The sequence below is a fragment of the Bradyrhizobium sp. Ken51 genome (assembly GCF_055807435.1).
This window is the reverse complement of the sequence record NZ_JBVVPB010000013.1, coordinates 67,486-84,891: the sequence shown is the minus strand read 5'-3', so window position 1 is coordinate 84,891 and position 17,406 is coordinate 67,486. Positions and strand designations below refer to the sequence as shown.

The 17,406-nt window shown below is 63.3% G+C and carries 18 protein-coding genes; 8 read left to right on the top strand and 10 right to left on the bottom strand.

Annotated features, from left to right (window positions below; translation table 11 throughout):
* Positions 1–118 precede the first annotated feature (118 nt).
* A complete protein-coding gene (locus AC0L27_RS22055; RefSeq protein ID WP_354210016.1) occupies positions 119–901 on the bottom strand; it encodes a transporter substrate-binding domain-containing protein in 783 nt (260 codons plus the stop codon).
* 138 nt (positions 902–1,039) lie between these two features.
* On the opposite strand from AC0L27_RS22055, the gene AC0L27_RS22050 reads away from it, so the two are divergent.
* Positions 1,040–1,537, top strand: coding sequence for a DUF1993 domain-containing protein (locus AC0L27_RS22050; protein WP_354210104.1), 498 nt, complete (start codon positions 1,040–1,042; stop codon positions 1,535–1,537).
* Between the two features lie 33 nt (positions 1,538–1,570).
* Here AC0L27_RS22050 and AC0L27_RS22045 read toward each other — a convergent pair whose 3' ends face one another.
* The 6 genes from AC0L27_RS22045 to AC0L27_RS22020 all read right to left on the bottom strand — a co-directional run bounded on the left by AC0L27_RS22045 (position 1,571) and on the right by AC0L27_RS22020 (position 7,708).
* Complete coding sequence (locus AC0L27_RS22045; protein WP_275171102.1) at positions 1,571–2,086, bottom strand: hypothetical protein; 516 nt, start codon at positions 2,084–2,086, stop codon at positions 1,571–1,573.
* 167 nt (positions 2,087–2,253) lie between these two features.
* A complete protein-coding gene (locus tag AC0L27_RS22040) occupies positions 2,254–3,243 on the bottom strand; it encodes a hydroxyacid dehydrogenase (RefSeq protein ID WP_275171101.1) in 990 nt (329 codons plus the stop codon).
* 33 nt (positions 3,244–3,276) lie between these two features.
* Positions 3,277–4,377, bottom strand: coding sequence for an ABC transporter ATP-binding protein (locus AC0L27_RS22035; RefSeq protein WP_354210015.1), 1,101 nt, complete (start codon positions 4,375–4,377; stop codon positions 3,277–3,279).
* Positions 4,378–4,383: 6 nt separating this feature from the next.
* Positions 4,384–5,295 carry a carbohydrate ABC transporter permease gene (locus AC0L27_RS22030; RefSeq protein WP_027517994.1) on the bottom strand — a complete coding sequence of 304 codons (912 nt, stop codon included), beginning with the start codon at positions 5,293–5,295 and terminating at the stop codon, positions 4,384–4,386.
* Positions 5,295–6,233 carry a carbohydrate ABC transporter permease gene (locus AC0L27_RS22025; RefSeq protein ID WP_275171099.1) on the bottom strand — a complete coding sequence of 313 codons (939 nt, stop codon included), beginning with the start codon at positions 6,231–6,233 and terminating at the stop codon, positions 5,295–5,297. The genes AC0L27_RS22030 and AC0L27_RS22025 overlap by 1 nt, the downstream gene beginning before the upstream one ends.
* 134 nt (positions 6,234–6,367) lie before the next feature.
* Positions 6,368–7,708 carry an ABC transporter substrate-binding protein gene (locus AC0L27_RS22020; protein WP_354059404.1) on the bottom strand — a complete coding sequence of 447 codons (1,341 nt, stop codon included), beginning with the start codon at positions 7,706–7,708 and terminating at the stop codon, positions 6,368–6,370.
* A gap of 482 nt (positions 7,709–8,190) precedes the next feature.
* Here AC0L27_RS22020 and AC0L27_RS22015 point away from each other — a divergent pair, with 482 nt between their 5' ends.
* Both AC0L27_RS22015 and AC0L27_RS22010 read left to right on the top strand, forming a co-directional pair.
* Positions 8,191–8,982, top strand: coding sequence for a Spy/CpxP family protein refolding chaperone (locus tag AC0L27_RS22015; protein ID WP_354210013.1), 792 nt, complete (start codon positions 8,191–8,193; stop codon positions 8,980–8,982).
* Between the two features lie 111 nt (positions 8,983–9,093).
* Positions 9,094–9,471 carry a response regulator gene (locus AC0L27_RS22010; protein ID WP_354210012.1) on the top strand — a complete coding sequence of 126 codons (378 nt, stop codon included), beginning with the start codon at positions 9,094–9,096 and terminating at the stop codon, positions 9,469–9,471.
* Positions 9,472–9,532: 61 nt separating this feature from the next.
* On the opposite strand, the gene AC0L27_RS22005 is transcribed toward AC0L27_RS22010, so the two are convergent.
* The 3 genes from AC0L27_RS22005 to glk all read right to left on the bottom strand — a co-directional run bounded on the left by AC0L27_RS22005 (position 9,533) and on the right by glk (position 11,150).
* Entirely contained in the window at positions 9,533–9,688 is a 156-nt protein-coding gene (locus tag AC0L27_RS22005) for a hypothetical protein (RefSeq protein ID WP_007590942.1), read from the bottom strand.
* Between the two features lie 142 nt (positions 9,689–9,830).
* Complete coding sequence (locus AC0L27_RS22000; protein ID WP_018457896.1) at positions 9,831–10,034, bottom strand: hypothetical protein; 204 nt, start codon at positions 10,032–10,034, stop codon at positions 9,831–9,833.
* Between the two features lie 144 nt (positions 10,035–10,178).
* Positions 10,179–11,150 (bottom strand): glucokinase, encoded by a 972-nt coding sequence (gene glk / locus AC0L27_RS21995; RefSeq protein ID WP_354210102.1) that lies wholly within the window; start codon positions 11,148–11,150, stop codon positions 10,179–10,181.
* 254 nt (positions 11,151–11,404) lie between these two features.
* On the opposite strand from glk, the gene pncA reads away from it, so the two are divergent.
* The 5 genes from pncA to AC0L27_RS21970 all read left to right on the top strand — a co-directional run bounded on the left by pncA (position 11,405) and on the right by AC0L27_RS21970 (position 17,161).
* Positions 11,405–12,043: a bifunctional nicotinamidase/pyrazinamidase gene (gene pncA, locus AC0L27_RS21990; protein ID WP_354210011.1), complete on the top strand. Its 639-nt coding sequence runs from the start codon at positions 11,405–11,407 to the stop codon at positions 12,041–12,043.
* Positions 12,044–12,059: 16 nt separating this feature from the next.
* On the top strand, positions 12,060–13,175 hold the full coding sequence (locus tag AC0L27_RS21985) for an alpha/beta fold hydrolase (RefSeq protein ID WP_473320326.1): 1,116 nt from the start codon (positions 12,060–12,062) through the stop codon (positions 13,173–13,175).
* A gap of 151 nt (positions 13,176–13,326) precedes the next feature.
* Positions 13,327–15,360: an NAD(+) synthase gene (locus AC0L27_RS21980; RefSeq protein WP_354210009.1), complete on the top strand. Its 2,034-nt coding sequence runs from the start codon at positions 13,327–13,329 to the stop codon at positions 15,358–15,360.
* A gap of 14 nt (positions 15,361–15,374) precedes the next feature.
* Positions 15,375–15,761 carry a GrlR family regulatory protein gene (locus AC0L27_RS21975; protein WP_354059418.1) on the top strand — a complete coding sequence of 129 codons (387 nt, stop codon included), beginning with the start codon at positions 15,375–15,377 and terminating at the stop codon, positions 15,759–15,761.
* 110 nt (positions 15,762–15,871) lie between these two features.
* Complete coding sequence (locus tag AC0L27_RS21970; RefSeq protein ID WP_354210008.1) at positions 15,872–17,161, top strand: DUF1236 domain-containing protein; 1,290 nt, start codon at positions 15,872–15,874, stop codon at positions 17,159–17,161.
* Positions 17,162–17,406: the final 245 nt, after the last annotated feature.

The window sequence follows — 17,406 nt, the reverse complement described above, 5'->3', positions numbered from 1 at the left end:
CGCAAAAAGTGATCTAGATCACTGTCACCGTATGAGTCGTGGTCCGGCGGTTTCGGGTTCAATAACACCGCAGCCGGTCCAAAGTTTGGCCGGGGCAAGCGACAGGAGGACGCGGTCCCTAATCGAACCAGGCGGCGTAGATCTTCTTGTAGCTGCCGTCCTGCATGGAAATGTGCAGCCATTGATCGACGAACGCCTTCAGCGCCATGTCGCGCTGGAGCCAATAGGCCTTCTCGGAGAAGTCGAACGGCTTGTCGGGGTGCACCGCGCAGAGCACGCCTTGATGCTGCTTCTGCTGGTAGCGCGTCTCGGAGGCGTCCGTCATCATCAGGTCGGCATTGCCCTTGGCGATCTCGTCGAAGATCACGGTGTTGTCCGGGAAGACCGTGATGTCGGCTTCCTTGATGTTGGCACGCGCGAAGCGCTCGTTGGTGCCGCCGGGATTGACGATCACGCGGGTGCCCTTCTTGTCGATGTCGGTGATGCTCTGGTATTTGGCGACGTCGGCACAGCGCGCGATCGGCGTCTTGCCCTCGCGCATGATCGGCGTGGAGAAGAAACCCTTCTTCTGCCGGTCGAGCGTGACCGAGACGCCGCCCATGGCGATGTCGAACTGGTCGGCCTCGAAATCCTTCATCAGCTTCGGCCATGCCGTCGGCACGAATTCGACCTTGACGCCGAGCGCTTTGCCGAGCGCCTCCGCCATGTCGACGTCGAAGCCGTTGAACTGCTGCGTCGTCTTGTCGAGATAGGTGAAGGGCTTGTAGTCGCCTGTCATGCCGACGCGCAAAGTGCCGCGCTTGACGATCTCGTCGAGGCGGGACGGCGCCGCCGGCTGCGCGTGGGCCGAAACGTTTGCCAGCAGGACCACGGCCAAAGTCGCCAAAATTCGACTGGTCATTCGAACGATCATCTCTTTTCCACCCATGCCCGAGCTGTCATTGTGCAGCTCTCGATGCCTGTCTTGAGGCTTGGATTTAGACCAGATGCCCGTCGCTGGCGAGGCGGAATTGAAGGGAATTCTGAAGTGACGATCTCGATGCATGACGCCTCGGTTGGCGTCTTCGTGCCGTATCTGCGCAACCTGTCCGCACTGCTCGACAAGGGCTTAGCCTATGCCGAAGCCCGGAAGTTCAATCCAGCCGTCCTGCTCGGCATGCGCATTGCGCCCGACATGTACGATCTGGCGCAACAGATCGGCGAGGCCTGCCGCCATGCCACGGTCGCCGCGGCCTTGCTGGCCGACCGCGAGCCGGTGATGCTGCCGATGCTGGAGCACGACATGGCCGGACTCCAGGCCCGCATCGCGACGTCAATCGAGTTCATCGAAGGCCTGCCGCGCGCGGAGATCAATGCTGCGGCGGAACGGAATGTCTTCTTCAGGCTGAAGAACGGGACCGAGTTGCCCTTCACCGGGCGGACGCTGCTGCTGACCTTCAGCGTCCCGCAGTTCTTCTTTCACGTCACGACCGCCTACGACCTGTTGCGGCACGCAGGCGTCGAGCTCGTGAAGAAGGATTATCTCGGACGACGATAGGCCGAACCGGCATCCACTTCGTTCGAAAGCGCGCTAGGCTTCGCCCTTGCGCTCGTAATCGGCGAGCGAGCTGCGGCCAGCGATCTCGCTGCGCAGCTCTTCGAAGCGCCGATGTGCCTCGTCCTCGTGCGCGTCGACGAAATGCACTGCGGCTTCGCCGGTCATCGGGCCGCTGACCACGGGCACGGACTGCTCGCCGATGGTCTCGTGGACGTAGAACTGGCCGTCATCGCCGCGATGGACCGTCCATTTCAGACGGATCGCCACCATCGGCCCGGGCCCGACCTTGCTGTAGCCGTCGGCATCGGTGTGCTCCGGCACCAGCGGCTGCTCCTCGACGACGGGATGCTCATCGACCATCGGGTGCTCGTCGACTAACGGGTGCTCGTCGGCGACCCCATGCTCACCAGCAACCACCATTTCGGTCACGGTCACGGTTTCGGTCTCGCGCACGGTCTCGGTCTCGCGCACGACGAGGACGGGTTCAGGGTGCTCCAGGATGCTGGCGATGGTTGCCAACGCGTGGTCGGTCGGGTCGATCTCTGACAAGGGTCCATCCTCCAGCTCGACGCGGCCGGCAAGTCTGTCCCATTGCCGCCGCGGCCGGACCTATTACGCGGGTTTGATTAAGGCTGAGTGAGGGCTCGATCTGCACCAAAATGGGACTCATTCTGGCGTTCCGAAGGCGGGGGGCGGCCGGGCCGCCCTGGAAATACTCAGCCCAGGACATCCTGATTGATGATGTTCTGCCGGATGGGATCGCCGTCCAGCACACTCAGAATGTTTCGCGCGGTCTGCTCGCTCATCCGGCTCACCGCCTCGACCGTGACGCCCGCAACATGCGGGGCCATGATGACGTTGGGCAGCGCGAACAGCGCGTTGCTGACCGGCGGCGGCTCGACCTCGAACACGTCGATGCCGGCACCGGCGAGCTTGCCCGAGACCAGTGCGTCGTACAGCGCCGCCTCCTTCACGATGCCGCCGCGCGCGGTGTTGATGAGGTAGGATTTCGGCTTCATCCGTCCGATCCGCGCCGCGTCGAACAGGCCGACAGTCTCCGGCGTCTTCGGGCAGTGGATGGTGACGAAATCGGCGTGTGGCAGCGCGGCATCGAGATCGGCGACCGGCTCGCAGCCTGCCGCCTTGATCTCTGCGACTCCCTTGTAGGGATCATAGACCTGCACATTCATGTCCATCGCCAGGCAGCGCTTGGCGGTGCGGGTGCCGATGCGGCCGAAGCCGATGATGAGGACGGTCTTGCCGTAGAGATCGAACGGCAGCATGCCGAGGCGGTCGGCCCATTTGCCGTCCTTGACGCAGGCGTGCATCTCCTGCGCGCGTTTGGCCAGTGTCAGCATCATGAACAGCGCCTGCTCGGCGACGGAGGGCGAGTTCGCGCTGCCCGCGACCATCAGCGGCACCTTGCGGCGGGAGAGGGCGGGAACGTCGACGGCGTCGTAGCCGACGCCGATCCGGGTCACCACCTTCATATCCTTTGAGGCTTCGAGCTCGGTCTCGCCGAAAGCGGTGGCGCCGAGCGCCACGCCATGGACCGGCGCGTGGCTCTTCAGCAAGGCCTCGAAATCCCTAGCGGAGATCAGGTTCGGAAACTCGATGAGCTCGATGTCATCTCGCTGGGTGAGGAGGGCGCGCGCCCCTTGCGACAAAGTTTGCGTGACAAAGATTTTCTTCTTGTTGGTCGACATCGTTCCTACCTGCGCGAGTTTCCCGACCGGTCGTCACAATACGACGCCGGTCGCCTCGTTTAGCAGGTGCATATTGTTGAGGTCCATCGCCAAACGCATGGGGCCGCCGTCCTTGGCGCCCGCATTGGGATCGACACGGCCGCAAATTGGCGTGCCTTCCAGGCCGAAATAGACCAGCGTCTCCATTCCCATTGGCTCGGTGACATCAAGCACAGTGTCGAAGGTCTCGACTCCCGGCTCCAGATGGGCATGCGATTCCGTGAGATGTTCGGGACGGATGCCGAGCAACAGGTTTTCGGCTCGGGGCAGCGCGCTGTAACGGGCGGCGCGGGCCGACGGCAACGGGAACGAGATGCGGTCCGTCAGGCGGATGTTGAGCTTGCCGCCGACGTCCTCGAGCCGGCACGGAATGAAGTTCATCGCCGGTGAGCCGATGAAGCCCGCGACGAAGCGCGTCGCCGGCTTGTGGTAGAGCTCGTTCGGGGTGCCGATCTGCTCGATGCGGCCCTTGTTCATCACCACCACGCGATCTGCCAGCGTCATCGCCTCGACCTGGTCGTGGGTGACGTAGACCGTCGTGGTACGCACCTTCTGGTGCACCTTCTTGATCTCGATCCGCATCTGCACGCGCAGCTTGGCGTCCAGATTGGATAGCGGCTCGTCGAACAGGAAGACTTTTGGGTTGCGCACGATCGCCCGCCCCATGGCGACGCGCTGGCGCTGACCGCCGGAGAGCTGCTTCGGCTTGCGGTCGATCAGGTCGGTGATGTCGAGGAGGCGGGCGGCCTCGGTCACCCGCGCCTTGATTTCGGCTTTGGGATAGTGCTTGAGCCGCAACCCGAACGACATGTTCTCCGCGACGGTCATGTGCGGATAGAGCGCGTAGTTCTGAAACACCATCGCAATGTCGCGGTCCTTCGGCGGCACGTCGTTGACGACGTCCCCGCCGATCATGATGTCACCGTCGGTGATGTCCTCGAGTCCCGCGATCATCCGCAATGTCGTCGACTTGCCGCAGCCCGATGGCCCCACCAGCACGATGAACTCATGGTCCGAGATGTCGAGATCGATGCCGCGCACCGCCTCGACCTCATCGTAACGCTTGACGACCTTCCGCAACGCAACTTCAGCCATAAGACATCAACCCTTTGTCGCGCCGGCGGTCAGGCCGGCAATGTAATAGTCCATCAGGAAGGCGTAGATGATCAGCGGCGGGGCCGCGCCCAGCAGCGCGCCGGTCATGATCTGACCCCAATTGAAGACGTCGCCCTTGATCAGCGTGGTGGTGATGCCGACCGGCAGCACGAGCTGGTCGATGGATGTCGTGAACACCAGGGGATAGAGGAACTGCGCCCATGAGACAGTGAAGGCGAAGATGGTCGCCGCGATCAGGCCGGGCAGGGCGACGGGGATGAAAATCCGCGTCAGGGTCTGGAGCCATGAGGCGCCGTCGATGAGAGCCGCCTCGTCCAGCTCCTTCGGGATCGAGGCGAAATAACCGATCATGATCCAGGTGCAGAACGGCACGGTCAGCGTCGGATAGATGAACAGCAGCACGTACCATCGGTTGAGGAGCGTGATGCCGGTGATGTCCTGGACCGCTGCGAGCATTTTGAACAGCGGAATGAACAACAGGCTGTCCGGAACCAGGTAGGTCAGAAAAACACCGGTCGCGAGCGTCGTCGAGCCCCAGAACTTCATCCTTGCCAGCGCGAAGGCCGCAGGAATGCTGATCAGCATGGTGACGCACACAACGACGATGGAGACGACCGCCGAATTCCAGAAGAAGCGCAAAAACTGGTTCGACGTCAACAGCTCGACGTAGTTCGCCAGGGTGGGATGAAATACCCACCAGGGATTGGTCGCCGCCGAAATCTCCGCGCTGCTCTTGAGGGAAGTGATCAGCATGTAGATCGGCGGGACGAGCGAAAAAATCGCGAACAGCACCAGGAAGAAGTAGGACCAGCGCAGCGCCCAGGTCCGATCCCGGCTCATGCTCCGGTACTTGACCTTGCGCGTGGGACCGCCCTTGTCGATTGCAAGCGTGCTCATCAGGCTTCGTTCCCACGTTTGTTGACATCGCGCAGGATGAAGATCGCCGCGACTGCGAGGATCGGTACCATGAACAGCGAGACGCATGCGCCGAGCGGAATATCGCTGCTCTGGATTCCGACTTGGAAGGCCCAGGTGGCGAACAGATGCGTCGAATCCAACGGGCCGCCCGAGGTCAGGATGCGCACGATGTCGAAATTGGCGAAGGTGACGATCAACGAGAACAGCGTCGTGATGGCGATGATGTTGCGCATCATCGGCAGGGTGATGTGCCAGATCTTCTGCCACCAATTGGCGCCGTCAATGGCGGCAGCCTCGTAGAGCTGGTCCGGCACCGATTTAAGCGCGGCCAGATACATGATCATGAAGAACGGTGCGCCGTACCAGACGTTGACGAGAATGACGGAGAAACGGGCCCAGAAGGTGTCGCCAAGCCAGGGAATCGGGCCGACACCGAAGAACGACAGCGTGTAGTTGAAGGCGCTGTAGGAGGGATCGAACAGCCACAGCCAGGCCAGGGTGCTCATCGCCGGCGGGATCACCCAGGGCACCAGCAGCATGCCGCGCCACTTGCGCTGGCCCTTGGCCGGAAGGTTGTGGACGAAATGAGCGACAATGAAGCCCATCAGCGCTTTGAAGAACACCGCGGTGAGGGCGAAGATGCAGGATTGCCTCACCACCATCCAGAAGGTGTCGCGCTTGAACAGGAAGGTGAAATTGCTCAAGCCGACGAACTTCTGCATCGACTTGTTCAGCGTGGCGAGATGCATCGAGTAGAAGGCAGGATAGAGCACGAACAGCGCGATCAGGAGAATCAGCGGCAGCGTCAGGAAGAACGCCATCGTCGACTTCCGCCGGAGTGCATTTTTGAGGCTCGCCCGTTTGCGCGGGCTCGCGGCACGGACGGAGCGAGCTTGCTGAACGACGACATCGGCCATGGTCAGACTTTCTTACGGGACGTTAGAAAGGGAAGCCGCCCGCATCGGTCGGCATCCCTTGGAAGGCGATGGAAAGGGTGAATCCCGGACGGCTCACGCGCGAACGCGTGAACCGCCACGGCACATGCCCGGCATCAGCTCCGCATGAAGCCTTCGCACTCGCCCTCGGCCCAGGCGAGCGCCTGCTCGATGGTCTCGCCCCGTGCGTAACGCAGCACCAGTTTGGTCAGCGTCGCCTGGGAGTAGATCTGCTGTGCGATCTTCGGCGGCGCCGGCGAGGCCGCGATCGACATCGTCTGGCGGCCATGTGGGTCGGGATAGCTATAGAGCGTGCCCTTCGGCGGCCCTTCCTCAGCCCACGTCTTCAGCTTCGTCATGTTCGCGAAAGCCGGGAGATCGTAGCCGCCGCTCGCCGCGACGAACTTTTCGATCGATGACGGTTGCGACAGATGGGTCAGCAGGCTCTTGGCGGCTTCCTTGTTCTTGCCGAACGCCCAGACGCCCCAGAAATACGGCAGGAAGGGTGCAAAACGGCCCTTCGGACCGGCCGGCATGCCGTGCGTCCAGCATTGCTCGGCGACTTGTGGTGCGTCGCGTTTGGCGACGGCCCATGAGCTCGGCGGATTCAGGATCAGTGCACCGCGGCCTGAGATCAGCCATTTGTTGTTGGACGCATCATCCCAGGAGGCCGCATCCGCCGGAAGCACCGCGATCAATTTCTTGTAGAATTCGAGAGCCTGACGCACGGCGTCAGTCTTTACGGTGATGTCGCCCTTGGCGTTGACGAGCTCGGCGCCGAACGACTGGAAGATCGCGCCAGCGGTATCGACGCTGTCGGTGGTCTCGCCGAGTCCGATCCCGAACGGGACGCCGGCCTTGTTGCAGGCTTCGGCGGCCTTGAGAAAGGCGTCCATCGTCCAGTTCTCGTCCTTGGGCACGCCACCGGCCGGATACATCTCCTGAACGTCGATGCCGGCATGCTTCTTCATCAGGTCGATGCGCGAGCAGGGGCCCTTGATCTGGCTGCCGACGGTGGCAGGGACGGCAAGCCATTTGCCGCCGGCCTGGCCGAGATATTTGGTCGTGCCGTTCACCTCGCCGTTCTGCTTGATGATCGGCTCCATGATGTCGCTGACCGACTCGAGCTGGTCCGCATAGGCGTGCGGCCACCAGGTCGGCATCTGGAGAATGTCGTGACCGGATTTCGCCTGCGCCTCGGCGGCGACGGTCAGTTCGAGCTTCTTGTTGTTGCTGGTGATGTAGTCGATGGAGACCTCGACCTTCTCCTTCGCCGCCCATTCGTTGACGAGGTCGGTGGAGGCCTTGTTGGCGCCCGGCACCCAGTGGTCCCAGAAGCCGATCGAGAGCTTACCGGCGGCGTAGGCGCCCCGGACATAGGGCGCCGTGATCAGCGCCGCAGAGGACATTGCAGTGGCAGCCACAAATTGACGTCGCGTCAGTGTCTTGCGTGACATCTCGTTTCCTCGCTTGGGTGTTTTATTGTTCTGGCGTTTCCTCTGAACTCTTCCGAGTTCTACTTTTGATTTTGTTTTTGAAAGTTTCTTGTTCGACGTTTCTTATTGATGCCGTCGGCTTCGAAGGCAAATTGGTAGCGCGATCAGATCATGATTGATGGCGTCTGTCGAGAAAGCCGAACGGCTTGCGCCTAGAACTAACGTTGTGTCCGGGAACGCGGCAGTGCGCTCGATGGTCGTGCGCGGGCCATGAACCACGCTCGGCCGTTTTGCGACGCACACTTTGCGCCGTCCGCCCGGGCGATACATGCGCAAATACGCCGCAGTTTCGAATAAGCCTGCATAAGCGCCTCGCGCCAAACACTTTTCGGGCGTGGATAGCATTTGCGGCGGCTAGACCTCGAAGCGGTGAAAACGATAGAGTTGCAACTGGCGAGGGGTTCTCACCCCCAACAGCCCGACAAATCGAGATGGAGACCAGAATGATCAACCCGGCGCCTCCCGCGCGGCTTAACCTGCGACGATGGTTCGCGCTGGGGTCCGTTCTCGTGATGTTGCTCGGCGCAGCCGCGGTGGCGAACGCTCAAGGCCTGGTCAAGGGGGTTCAGGAAGGAGCCGCGGCGGGGAACAAGGCGGCTGGTCCGGTCGGCGGCGTGCTCGGCGGCGCGATCGGCGGTGTGGTCGGTGTCTTCACCGGCGTGCTCGGCGTTGGCAATAATGGCAATCAGGCGCCTGCCGCCAAAGATCCGAGCAAGGACTCGAGCAAGGACGCTGCCAAGGACGCCAAGCAGGGTGCCGGCAAGGACAAGGACGCCAAGAGCGCCAAGTCAGGCAAGGGCGCCAAGGCGAGCAAGGAGGCGAAGAACGCGCCGCAGGACAAGGATGTCACGGTCCTCACCCAGACCGGCGCGCCGCAATTGACCGCCGACCAGATCGTCACCAACAGCGACTCCTACATCGAGCGGATCAAGGCCGAACTGAACCTCACGCCTGACCAGGAGAAGCACTGGTACGGCTTCTCGAGCGCCATGCACTACCTCGGGCATAACGGTGCCGAGCGGCTCAACCTGCGGGTTGCGCGCGCCAAGCGGGATCCGCCCGACGACATCGTCGAGCAGATGCGCAACGAGGCCCAATTCCTCATCGACCGCGCTGCCGACCAACGCAATGTCGCCGACGCCGCCGAGCCCCTCTATTCGAGCCTCGATGACAAGCAAAAGCAGGTCTTCGTACAGGAGATGGTGCGGCTCAGCCACGAACGAGGACTGGATTGATCAAGTTGAATCGGATCGGGCGCGTTTGAATTAACGGCCCCCGCCACGAAGTCGTGAATCCTCTTCGCGATTCGGTTATGATTAGCTTCGGAAGCTGATTGCGGGGTTGATATGGCGGACGGACTCTCCGTTTTCCTGGTCGAAGACGAGACGTTGATCCGGATGATGATGGCGGACATGGTGGAGGAACTCGGCCACCACGTCGCCGCGGAAGCGGACAATGTCCGGGACGCCAGTGCTTTCGCCATGACCGCGCAGTACGATCTTGCGATCCTCGACATTAATCTCAAGGGCCTCTACGTCGATCCGGTCGCCGACCTGATCGAGCGCCGCGGCAAGCCGTTTCTGTTTGCCACGGGCTACGGCCCGGAGCTGCTGCCATCCTTGCTCCGGCGTCGGCCGATCCTGCGCAAGCCGATTTCGATCGATCAGCTCAAAGCGATGATCGATTCGATGTTTCCGGAAGCAGCAGCGAAGACGCCGCACTGAGACCAAAACAAAAAATGGCCGCCCGTCAGGGCGGCCATTCGCGACGGAATTCGTCGCGGTCTCACATCAGGCCGGCGCCGAGATCGATGCCGCGCGCCATCAGGCCGAACGAGGCGACCAGGCCCGTGCAGCAAAACAGCAAGATGGTCTTGAACGAAGAATCGGCCAAACGCGTTTCGATGGTGGCCGGCATCGCGGCGATCGAAATCATGCTCATGTTCATTCCCCCCTTTGTTGCCCCTGAATTGGATCAGGTAAGGGAACTCCTACAGCAAAAAGTTTGACGCGAGCTTTCGAGGGATCGTTAACGTAATCGCAATCGATCCCGCATTTTCAGGCACTGGAGCGCGATCACTCGTTCAGTGGCGCCCGTTCTTCAACACCGTAGCGATGGTATGGGCTGTCATGGCGGCGCGGTCCGAAGCGCGCTGGGCGGCGAGGCGGTCACGCGCCTTTTCCTCGATCAAGAGCTCGATCAGCGCCAGCCGCTTGCCCTCGTCGTCCGCCTCGAGCAGCAGGCGGTGATAGCGGTGATAGTCGAAACCCAAATCCTGCTTACGCATGTCACGCCCCCGCAACTACGCCACACACAAGCCAGGATTGTTTCTCATCCGAGACGTGCGCGCAAGCATGATCCCGCTTCGGGCGCGCGTGCTCGTTAATCAGCTGTGAATTACTCGAACTCGCGCGAACGGAGACGCGCGCCGTTAAGGCTGGTTGTGCTCCGCGAACATCGTCAGGCCGAGGAAACTCGCATCAGGTTTCGTGACCAGCCTGGTCGGGATGTTGCGCAGATAATCCTGGAAGCGTCCTTTGGCTTCGAAGCGCGCCCGGAATGCGGAGGCTGCAAGGAACTCGGGAAAGCGCGGCACGATTCCGCCGGCGATATAGACGCCGCCGCGGGCACCGAAGGTCACCGCGAGATTGCCCGCGACCGAGCCGAGGATGGCGCAAAACATCTCCAGCGTCGCGCGGCAGAGCTCGCAACTGCCCTCCAACGCCGCCTTCGTAATGGCGGCGGCATCGCGATGCGGCACCTGAGCGCCTTCCACCTCGGCCAGCGCCTCGTAGAGGCTTTGCAGGCCGGAACCGGACAACGCGCCACGCTCGATGGAGACGTGGCCGAGCCGTCGGCGCATGCACGCGATCACGCGTTCCTCGCGCTCGTCCTCCGCCGGCAAGGTGGCGTGGCCGGCCTCGGTGACGACGGCCAGACGTGAGCCGTGGCGCTCGACCAGGCAGGAAACGCCAAAGCCGGTTCCAGGGCCAACCACCAGCAACGGCTCTCCGGGAAGGCCATCTTGTCCGCCGAGCGGGATCAGGTCGGCGGGCTGCAGGGCGGGGAGGGACCAGGCCACCACTTCGAAATCGTTGAGAACATGGACGCTGTCGAAGCCCAGGGCCGGCTGGAGCTCATTGCCGTCGATGACCCACGGGCTGTTGGTCATGACGCAGCGGTTGTTGGTCACCGGGCCCGCGACGGCCAGCACGGCCCTTGGGGGCGGTTTGCCGTCGGAGTGACGCACGAGAACATCGGCAATGGCTTCCCGGACGGTCGGAAAGTCTGCCACTTTGACGTAGTCGATCGGTCCGGTCTGGTTGCCCTGACTGAGCGCGAAGCGCGCATTGGTGCCGCCGATATCGGCGAGAAGAATCTGTCCTGTCTTGCCGATGGTCATGTCCATATGGCTGCCGCAGCCCTTTTGGCTGCGGGAACCGCTTCCTCCGCTCTATCCGATCGCAAGTTGCGAACGGCTTATCAGAATCCGTCCCCGGGTGGATCTAGTCAACACGCATGAGCCCAAACCGTTGCATCCCGGGACCGACGGGGGCATTTGCGCAGATGGCCGCACCTGCGGGTGGTTGCGAAGGAGCGCGGGAAGATCGACACTGGAGACGTGCGTTCGGCGCCGGTCGCGCGGGATGGCCTTTAATGGACCTTGCGATGAAGATTTCCGACCGGGACGTGTTGCTGGTCATCGACGTGCAGAACGATTTTTGCACGGGCGGGGCGCTCGCGGTGCCCGGCGGCGAGAAAGTCGTCCCCGCCATCAATCGGATCGCCCAAAAATTCGCCAATGTGGTGCTGACGCAGGACTGGCATCCCCGCGATCATGTCTCCTTTGCGCCGAACCATGCGGGCAAACAGCCGTTCCAGACCATCGTGCTTGACTACGGCGTCCAGGTGCTCTGGCCGAGCCATTGCGTCCAGGGCACGGCGGGCGCTGAATTTCACCGCGATCTCGACGCCGCTCGCGCAAGTCTGGTGGTGCGGAAGGGGTTTCGGCGCGGCATCGATTCCTATTCGGCGCTGTTCGAGAACGACAGGAAGACGCCGACCGGCCTGCTCGGATATTTGCGCGAACGCGAGTTGAACACCGTCTTCGTGGCGGGCCTCGCGTTCGACTTCTGCGTCCGCTTCTCGGCGGAGGATGCGCGCAAGGCGGGGTTCGAGGTCGCCGTCATCGAGGACGCCTGCCGCGGCATCGATCTCGACGGCTCGGTGGCAGCGACCCATCAGAGTTTTCGGGAGCGCGGTATTTCGCTCGTCAGCTTCGAGGCCTTCCTGTGAGCGCCGTGAGATAGCCATGGCGGAGAAGACCGGAAAACAGCAGCGCGCACCGGGGCCGGTCCCCGATGACCCGCTGCTGTGGCCGTTCGCAGCGGCTCGGCTTGCCATGGACGCCTGCTTCGGATGGCTCGAGCGCGGCTCGCCGGAGCCGACCGATAGCAGCCTGCCGTGGACCACGCCCAACTCTGTCGCGCTGGAGCTTGCGACCATGCGCCTGCGCGATTGCACGCGGATGGGGTCCGGCCAGCCGGCACTGGTCTGCGCGCCCTATGCGCTGCACCGGGCCCTGATCGCCGACTTCGCCCCCGGCCACAGCGTGGTGCAATCCCTACAAAATGGCGGCATCGAGCGGGTCTATCTTACCGACTGGCGCTCGGCCGCACCCGACATGCGCTATCTCTCGATCGACAGCTATCTCGGCGATCTCAACGTCGCCATCGACGAGATCGGCGCGCCGGTCGATCTCGTCGGCCTGTGCCAGGGTGGCTGGCTGTCGCTGCTCTATGCGGCGCGCTTTCCCGCCAAGGTGCGGCGGCTGGTGCTAGCAGGCGCGCCCGTCGACCTCTCGATCGACTCCAGGCTGTCGCAGCTCGCCCGCAACGCGCCGGCGATGGTCTACGACCAGCTCGTCGCGCGCGGGGGCGGCAATGTCAGCGGCGAGGAGATGCTGCGTGTCTGGTCGAAGGCGCCGAGCCGCGACGATATCGCGACGGCGCTGCAGAGAGACCTCTCCGGCGAGAAGGGTGCGGCGCTGCTGGCACGGTTCGAGCGCTGGAACGCCGAGCCTCTCAATCTGCCCGGCACCTATTATCTCGAGATCGTCAATTGGATTTTCCGGGAGAACCGGATCGCGCGCGGCCAGTTCACGGCACTCGGCCGCGTGACAGATCTGAAGGACGTCAAGGCGCCGGTCTTCCTTTTGGGCGGGCTCGATGACGACGTCGTGCCGGCTGCGCAGGCGCTCGCCACCGCCGGCTTGCTCGGCACCCCACCGGCCTTCATCACGGCGACCTCCGAGCCCAGCAACCATCTTGGCCTGTTCATGGGCGCGCGGACCCACGCTCATGCCTGGCTCCGGATCGCCGAGTGGCTGCGCGATGATCTGCCCGGCACGCTGGCGCGCAGCGCCTGAGACTGCCCCCAAAGGGTCGCGGCGCCGGGCAGCGAAGCTGCAAATCCGTTATGCATGCCGTTGAAGGGCCTGCACGGGGCCATGTCGATGGGTTAAATGGAGTCCAGAGCTGGCGGAGGCCGGTCGCGACGAGACAAAGGGACTGTGCTCGATGAGTTTCCACTCGATCTATGCCCACGGATTTGCGCGTGTGGCGGCCTGCGTCACCACCTCTCATGTGGCCGATCCCACCGCAAACGCGGCTGCGGTTCTGGCGACGGCGAAGGACTGCCACGCGCAATCGGTGGCGGTTGCCGTGTTTCCCGAGCTGTGCCTGTGCGGCTATGCGATCGAAGATCTGGTGAAGCAGGATCCGCTGCTCGATGCAGTCGAGCGCGGGCTCGTGGCCATCGTCGAGGCATCCTCGTCCTTGATGACCGTTTTGATCGTTGGCGCGCCGCTGCGCTTTGGCAATCGGATCTACAATTGCGCGGCCGTCATCCATCGCGGCAAAGTCCTCGGCGTCGTGCCCAAGAGCTACCTGCCGACCTATCGCGAATTCTACGAGGGACGGCATTTCGCCTCCGGTGCGGGCATCGTCGGAGAGATGGTCGCCTTTGGCGGGCTGCATGCCCCGTTCGGCATCGACCTCCTGTTCGCGGCCGACGACGTTCCGGGCCTGACCATCGGCGTCGAGATCTGCGAGGACATGTGGATCCCGGTGACGCCAGCCTCCGAGCTCGCGCTCGCGGGCGCGAGCGTGCTGATCAATCTCTCGGGCAGCCCGATCACGATCGGCCGCGCCCGCTCGCGCGCGCTCTTGTGTCAATCGACTTCGGCCCGCTGTCTCGCAGCCTACGTCTATTCCGCGGCCGGGGCAGGGGAATCGACCACCGATCTTGCCTGGGACGGCCAGACCTCGATCTACGAAAACGGCGTGCTGCTGGCCGAGGGCGAGCGGTTCCGGCAGGGCGGCCAGATCACGCTGGCTGATGTCGATCTGGACCTGCTCAGGCAGGAACGCGCGCTGATGGGAACGTTCGACGACAATCGCCGGCAGCGCGAGGCCTTCTTCCGGAAAGTCGGCTTCGCCCTGAAGCCGCCGGCCGCCGATATCGGCTTCCTGCGCAAGGTCGAGCGCTTTCCGTTCGTGCCGAGCGACGAGAGCTTGCTCGAGCAGGACTGCTATGAGGCCTACAACATTCAAGTCGCCGGCCTCGTCCAGCGCATGCGGGCGACCGGCACCAAGCGCGTCGTCATCGGCGTATCGGGCGGGCTCGATTCCACCCACGCCCTGATCGTCGCTGCCAAGGCCGTCGATCTTCTTGGCCTGCCGCGCGAGAACATTCTCGCCTACACGATGCCCGGCTTTGCCACCGGCAGCGAGAGCAAGACCAATGCGCTGGCGCTGATGACGGCGTTGCAGACGAGTTGGCAGGAGCTCGACATTCGCACCACGGCGACGCAGATGCTGAAGGATATCGGTCATCCCTTCGGCAAGGGCGAGAAGGTCTACGACGTCACATTCGAGAACGTGCAGGCGGGCCTGCGCACGGACTATCTGTTCCGGCTAGCCAACCATCATGGCGGCATCGTCATCGGAACCGGCGATCTCTCCGAGCTCGCGCTGGGCTGGTGCACCTACGGCGTCGGCGACCAGATGGCGCACTATAATGTCAACGCCGGGGTGCCGAAGACGCTGATCCAGCATCTGATCCGCTGGGTGATTGCCTCCAAGCAGTTCAGCGACGACGTCAATCGGACGCTTGGCTCGATCCTGATTGCTGAAATCTCGCCTGAACTGGTTCCGGTCGAGCCCGGCGAGAAGCCGCAAAGCACGGAAGCCTCCGTCGGTCCCTACGAGCTTCAGGATTTCAACCTGTTCTACACGCTGCGGTTCGGCATGCGGCCGTCGAAGATCGCGTTCATGGCGCTGCAGGCCTGGAAGGACGTTGCCCAGGGCGAATGGCCGCCGGCGTTCCCGACCGATAGGCGCAAGGCCTATGATCTCAAGGAGATCCGCCGCTGGCTGGAGGTGTTCCTGCGCCGCTTCTTCGCTTTCAGCCAGTTCAAGCGCTCGGCGATGCCGAACGGCCCCAAGGTTTCGGCCGGCGGCTCATTGTCGCCGCGGGGCGACTGGCGTGCGCCGTCGGATTCGAGCGCGGCGGCGTGGCTTGAAGATCTCGAACGGAATGTGCCGAACTGATCGGGAGGTGAGCGATGTCGGCCGGCGATGGGCCCGAGCAGGGCGGCAACCCAAAGAAGGTCCTCAACGGCCTTTACATCTTTGAGATTGAGATGCGCGACGGCAAGCGCGGCCAGGCCAAAGGCGTCGTCGTGCTCTGCGATGGCCGTATCATGGGCGGCGACAGCTATTTCTATTACACCGGCAGCTACACGTTCCGGAACGGGAAATGGCGCGGCGATATGACCGTCAATCAGCACACCGAGGCCGTTGGCAAGCCGCTCGCGTTCGGTGGCAGGGAAGTGACCTGCGGCTTTTCAGGCGACTATTCCGCCGACGGCGCCGAAGTCGAAGGCATGGCGCTGGTTGGCAAGACCAGCGTGACATTCACGGCGCGGCTCACGCTGAAGGACCCGATGTGAGACCCGCCTGAAATGTGAGACCCGCGTGATCGGCCCTCGTTCCTGGTCAGGAACCTTCGCACCCATAGAACGTTCGCGTCTGTTGTTGCGAATTTCCGAGGAGAGGGACCATGCGCAAGCACTTGATGTTATCGACCGCAGCTATCGGACTGATGCTTGCTTCCGGCATCGCCTACGCCCAGGCGCCCGGTGAGCGAAGGGACGAGCCGAGACGGACCGAGGAGCCAGCGAAAGGCGCTGCGCCGCAGCGCGGCGGCGCCCAAGAGCACGTTCAAGAGCGTGTTCAAGAGCGCGCGCAGGGCGCCCAGGAGAGATCGCAGGGCGCCGGCCGCGAGGAGAAGGGCGGCGCTGCCAGGCAGGACGCGAGTGACGACAAGCGCCAGCCGGCCAGTTCTGCCGAGCGCAACCAGCCGAAGTCGAAGGATCAGGCCCAAGACTCCCGCGAGCCCTCCCGGGAGCCTTCGCGCGATCGCAACCGCGACGCCGAGAACACCAAGCCGGGACGCGACAGCAAGAGCAGCGCCGAGACGAAGCAGGATAAGTCCGCGCCGCAGAAATCAACGGCGGAGTCCGAGAAGTCCAAGTCCGGCTCGACTGGCCAGCAGAACGAGCGCCCGGGCACGGCGGCCAACCAGAACGAGCGCAACCAGACCCAGCCGCCGCGCAATGCGGCCGAGCAGCAGCCGCCGGCGCAGCAGAACAACCGACCGGCCACCGCCACCGACACAAACCGGACGGCCCCGACCAACAATGCGCAGACCGCGCCTGCCACCTCGGGCACGCAGACCAATCAAGCCAATCAGACGACCCAGACCAACACGCAGGTCAATCAGCAGACCCAGGTGACGTCCGAGAAGCAGGTGCGGATCTCCGAAACGGTGAGCCGCGCACGCCTGGCGGAGCCGGAGCGTAATCTGAACATCTCGATCCGGGTCGGCGAGACCATTCCCTCGCGCGTGCGCCTTCACAGGCTTCCGCCCGAGATCGTCGCGATCGAGCCCGAGTATCGAGACTACGAGTATTTCTCAACGGGTGACGAGGTCGTCATTGTGGAGCCGCGGACCCATCGCATCGTCAGCCAGGTGCCTCGCGATCCGTCGCGAGCCCGCGCCCAAATGAGCGGCGGCACCTCATCGAGCATGGCGGCCGCCGGGGACAGCGCCGGGGGCAGTAATGTGAACTGCCAGATCATGCGGCGTGACGCGTCGGGCAATGTGGCCCAGGCAGAACCCTCGACCGTAGGCTCGACCGCGCGAACCGATTCCCTGAGCGTGACGGTCCAGATGCCCGGCGGCGGCTCGTCCGCGCCGATCGCCCTCGGTGCTCCCGCGGGTAACATCGTGGTGGCGACGCAAGGGCAGGGCGACTGCACGGTGACGATCGAGCCGCAGACGCGTTAAGAAACACCCACAAAACGACTTCGCGCCGCACGGCTGATCAAGCCGGCGGCGCGAAATCACGTTCAATCTTGAAAGTCCCGAGGTCCGGAGTGCCTAGGAGTCCGGACCTCGTAACCTTGCCTCAGCCTTTGATCCCCCCGCCCCATGTGGTCCCCCAACCCCATGTAGCGCGATCAGAGGGTGATGCCCTTGGAAGGCCGCCGATCGATGTCCCGCGATGTACGCGACATCGGAATAGGATTCCA

Coding starts and splice junctions, on each gene's coding strand:
- AC0L27_RS22055 (WP_354210016.1), bottom strand. CDS start 901: ATGACCAGTCGAATTTTGGCGACTTTGGCCGTGGTCCTGCTGGCAAAC.
- AC0L27_RS22050 (WP_354210104.1), top strand. CDS start 1,040: ATGCATGACGCCTCGGTTGGCGTCTTCGTGCCGTATCTGCGCAACCTG.
- AC0L27_RS22040 (WP_275171101.1), bottom strand. CDS start 3,243: ATGTCGACCAACAAGAAGAAAATCTTTGTCACGCAAACTTTGTCGCAA.
- AC0L27_RS22035 (WP_354210015.1), bottom strand. CDS start 4,377: ATGGCTGAAGTTGCGTTGCGGAAGGTCGTCAAGCGTTACGATGAGGTC.
- AC0L27_RS22030 (WP_027517994.1), bottom strand. CDS start 5,295: ATGAGCACGCTTGCAATCGACAAGGGCGGTCCCACGCGCAAGGTCAAG.
- AC0L27_RS22025 (WP_275171099.1), bottom strand. CDS start 6,233: ATGGCCGATGTCGTCGTTCAGCAAGCTCGCTCCGTCCGTGCCGCGAGC.
- AC0L27_RS22020 (WP_354059404.1), bottom strand. CDS start 7,708: ATGTCACGCAAGACACTGACGCGACGTCAATTTGTGGCTGCCACTGCA.
- AC0L27_RS22015 (WP_354210013.1), top strand. CDS start 8,191: ATGATCAACCCGGCGCCTCCCGCGCGGCTTAACCTGCGACGATGGTTC.
- AC0L27_RS22010 (WP_354210012.1), top strand. CDS start 9,094: ATGGCGGACGGACTCTCCGTTTTCCTGGTCGAAGACGAGACGTTGATC.
- AC0L27_RS22005 (WP_007590942.1), bottom strand. CDS start 9,688: ATGAGCATGATTTCGATCGCCGCGATGCCGGCCACCATCGAAACGCGT.
- AC0L27_RS22000 (WP_018457896.1), bottom strand. CDS start 10,034: ATGCGTAAGCAGGATTTGGGTTTCGACTATCACCGCTATCACCGCCTG.
- glk (WP_354210102.1), bottom strand. CDS start 11,150: ATGACCATCGGCAAGACAGGACAGATTCTTCTCGCCGATATCGGCGGC.
- pncA (WP_354210011.1), top strand. CDS start 11,405: ATGGACCTTGCGATGAAGATTTCCGACCGGGACGTGTTGCTGGTCATC.
- AC0L27_RS21985 (WP_473320326.1), top strand. CDS start 12,060: ATGGCGGAGAAGACCGGAAAACAGCAGCGCGCACCGGGGCCGGTCCCC.
- AC0L27_RS21980 (WP_354210009.1), top strand. CDS start 13,327: ATGAGTTTCCACTCGATCTATGCCCACGGATTTGCGCGTGTGGCGGCC.
- AC0L27_RS21975 (WP_354059418.1), top strand. CDS start 15,375: ATGTCGGCCGGCGATGGGCCCGAGCAGGGCGGCAACCCAAAGAAGGTC.
- AC0L27_RS21970 (WP_354210008.1), top strand. CDS start 15,872: ATGCGCAAGCACTTGATGTTATCGACCGCAGCTATCGGACTGATGCTT.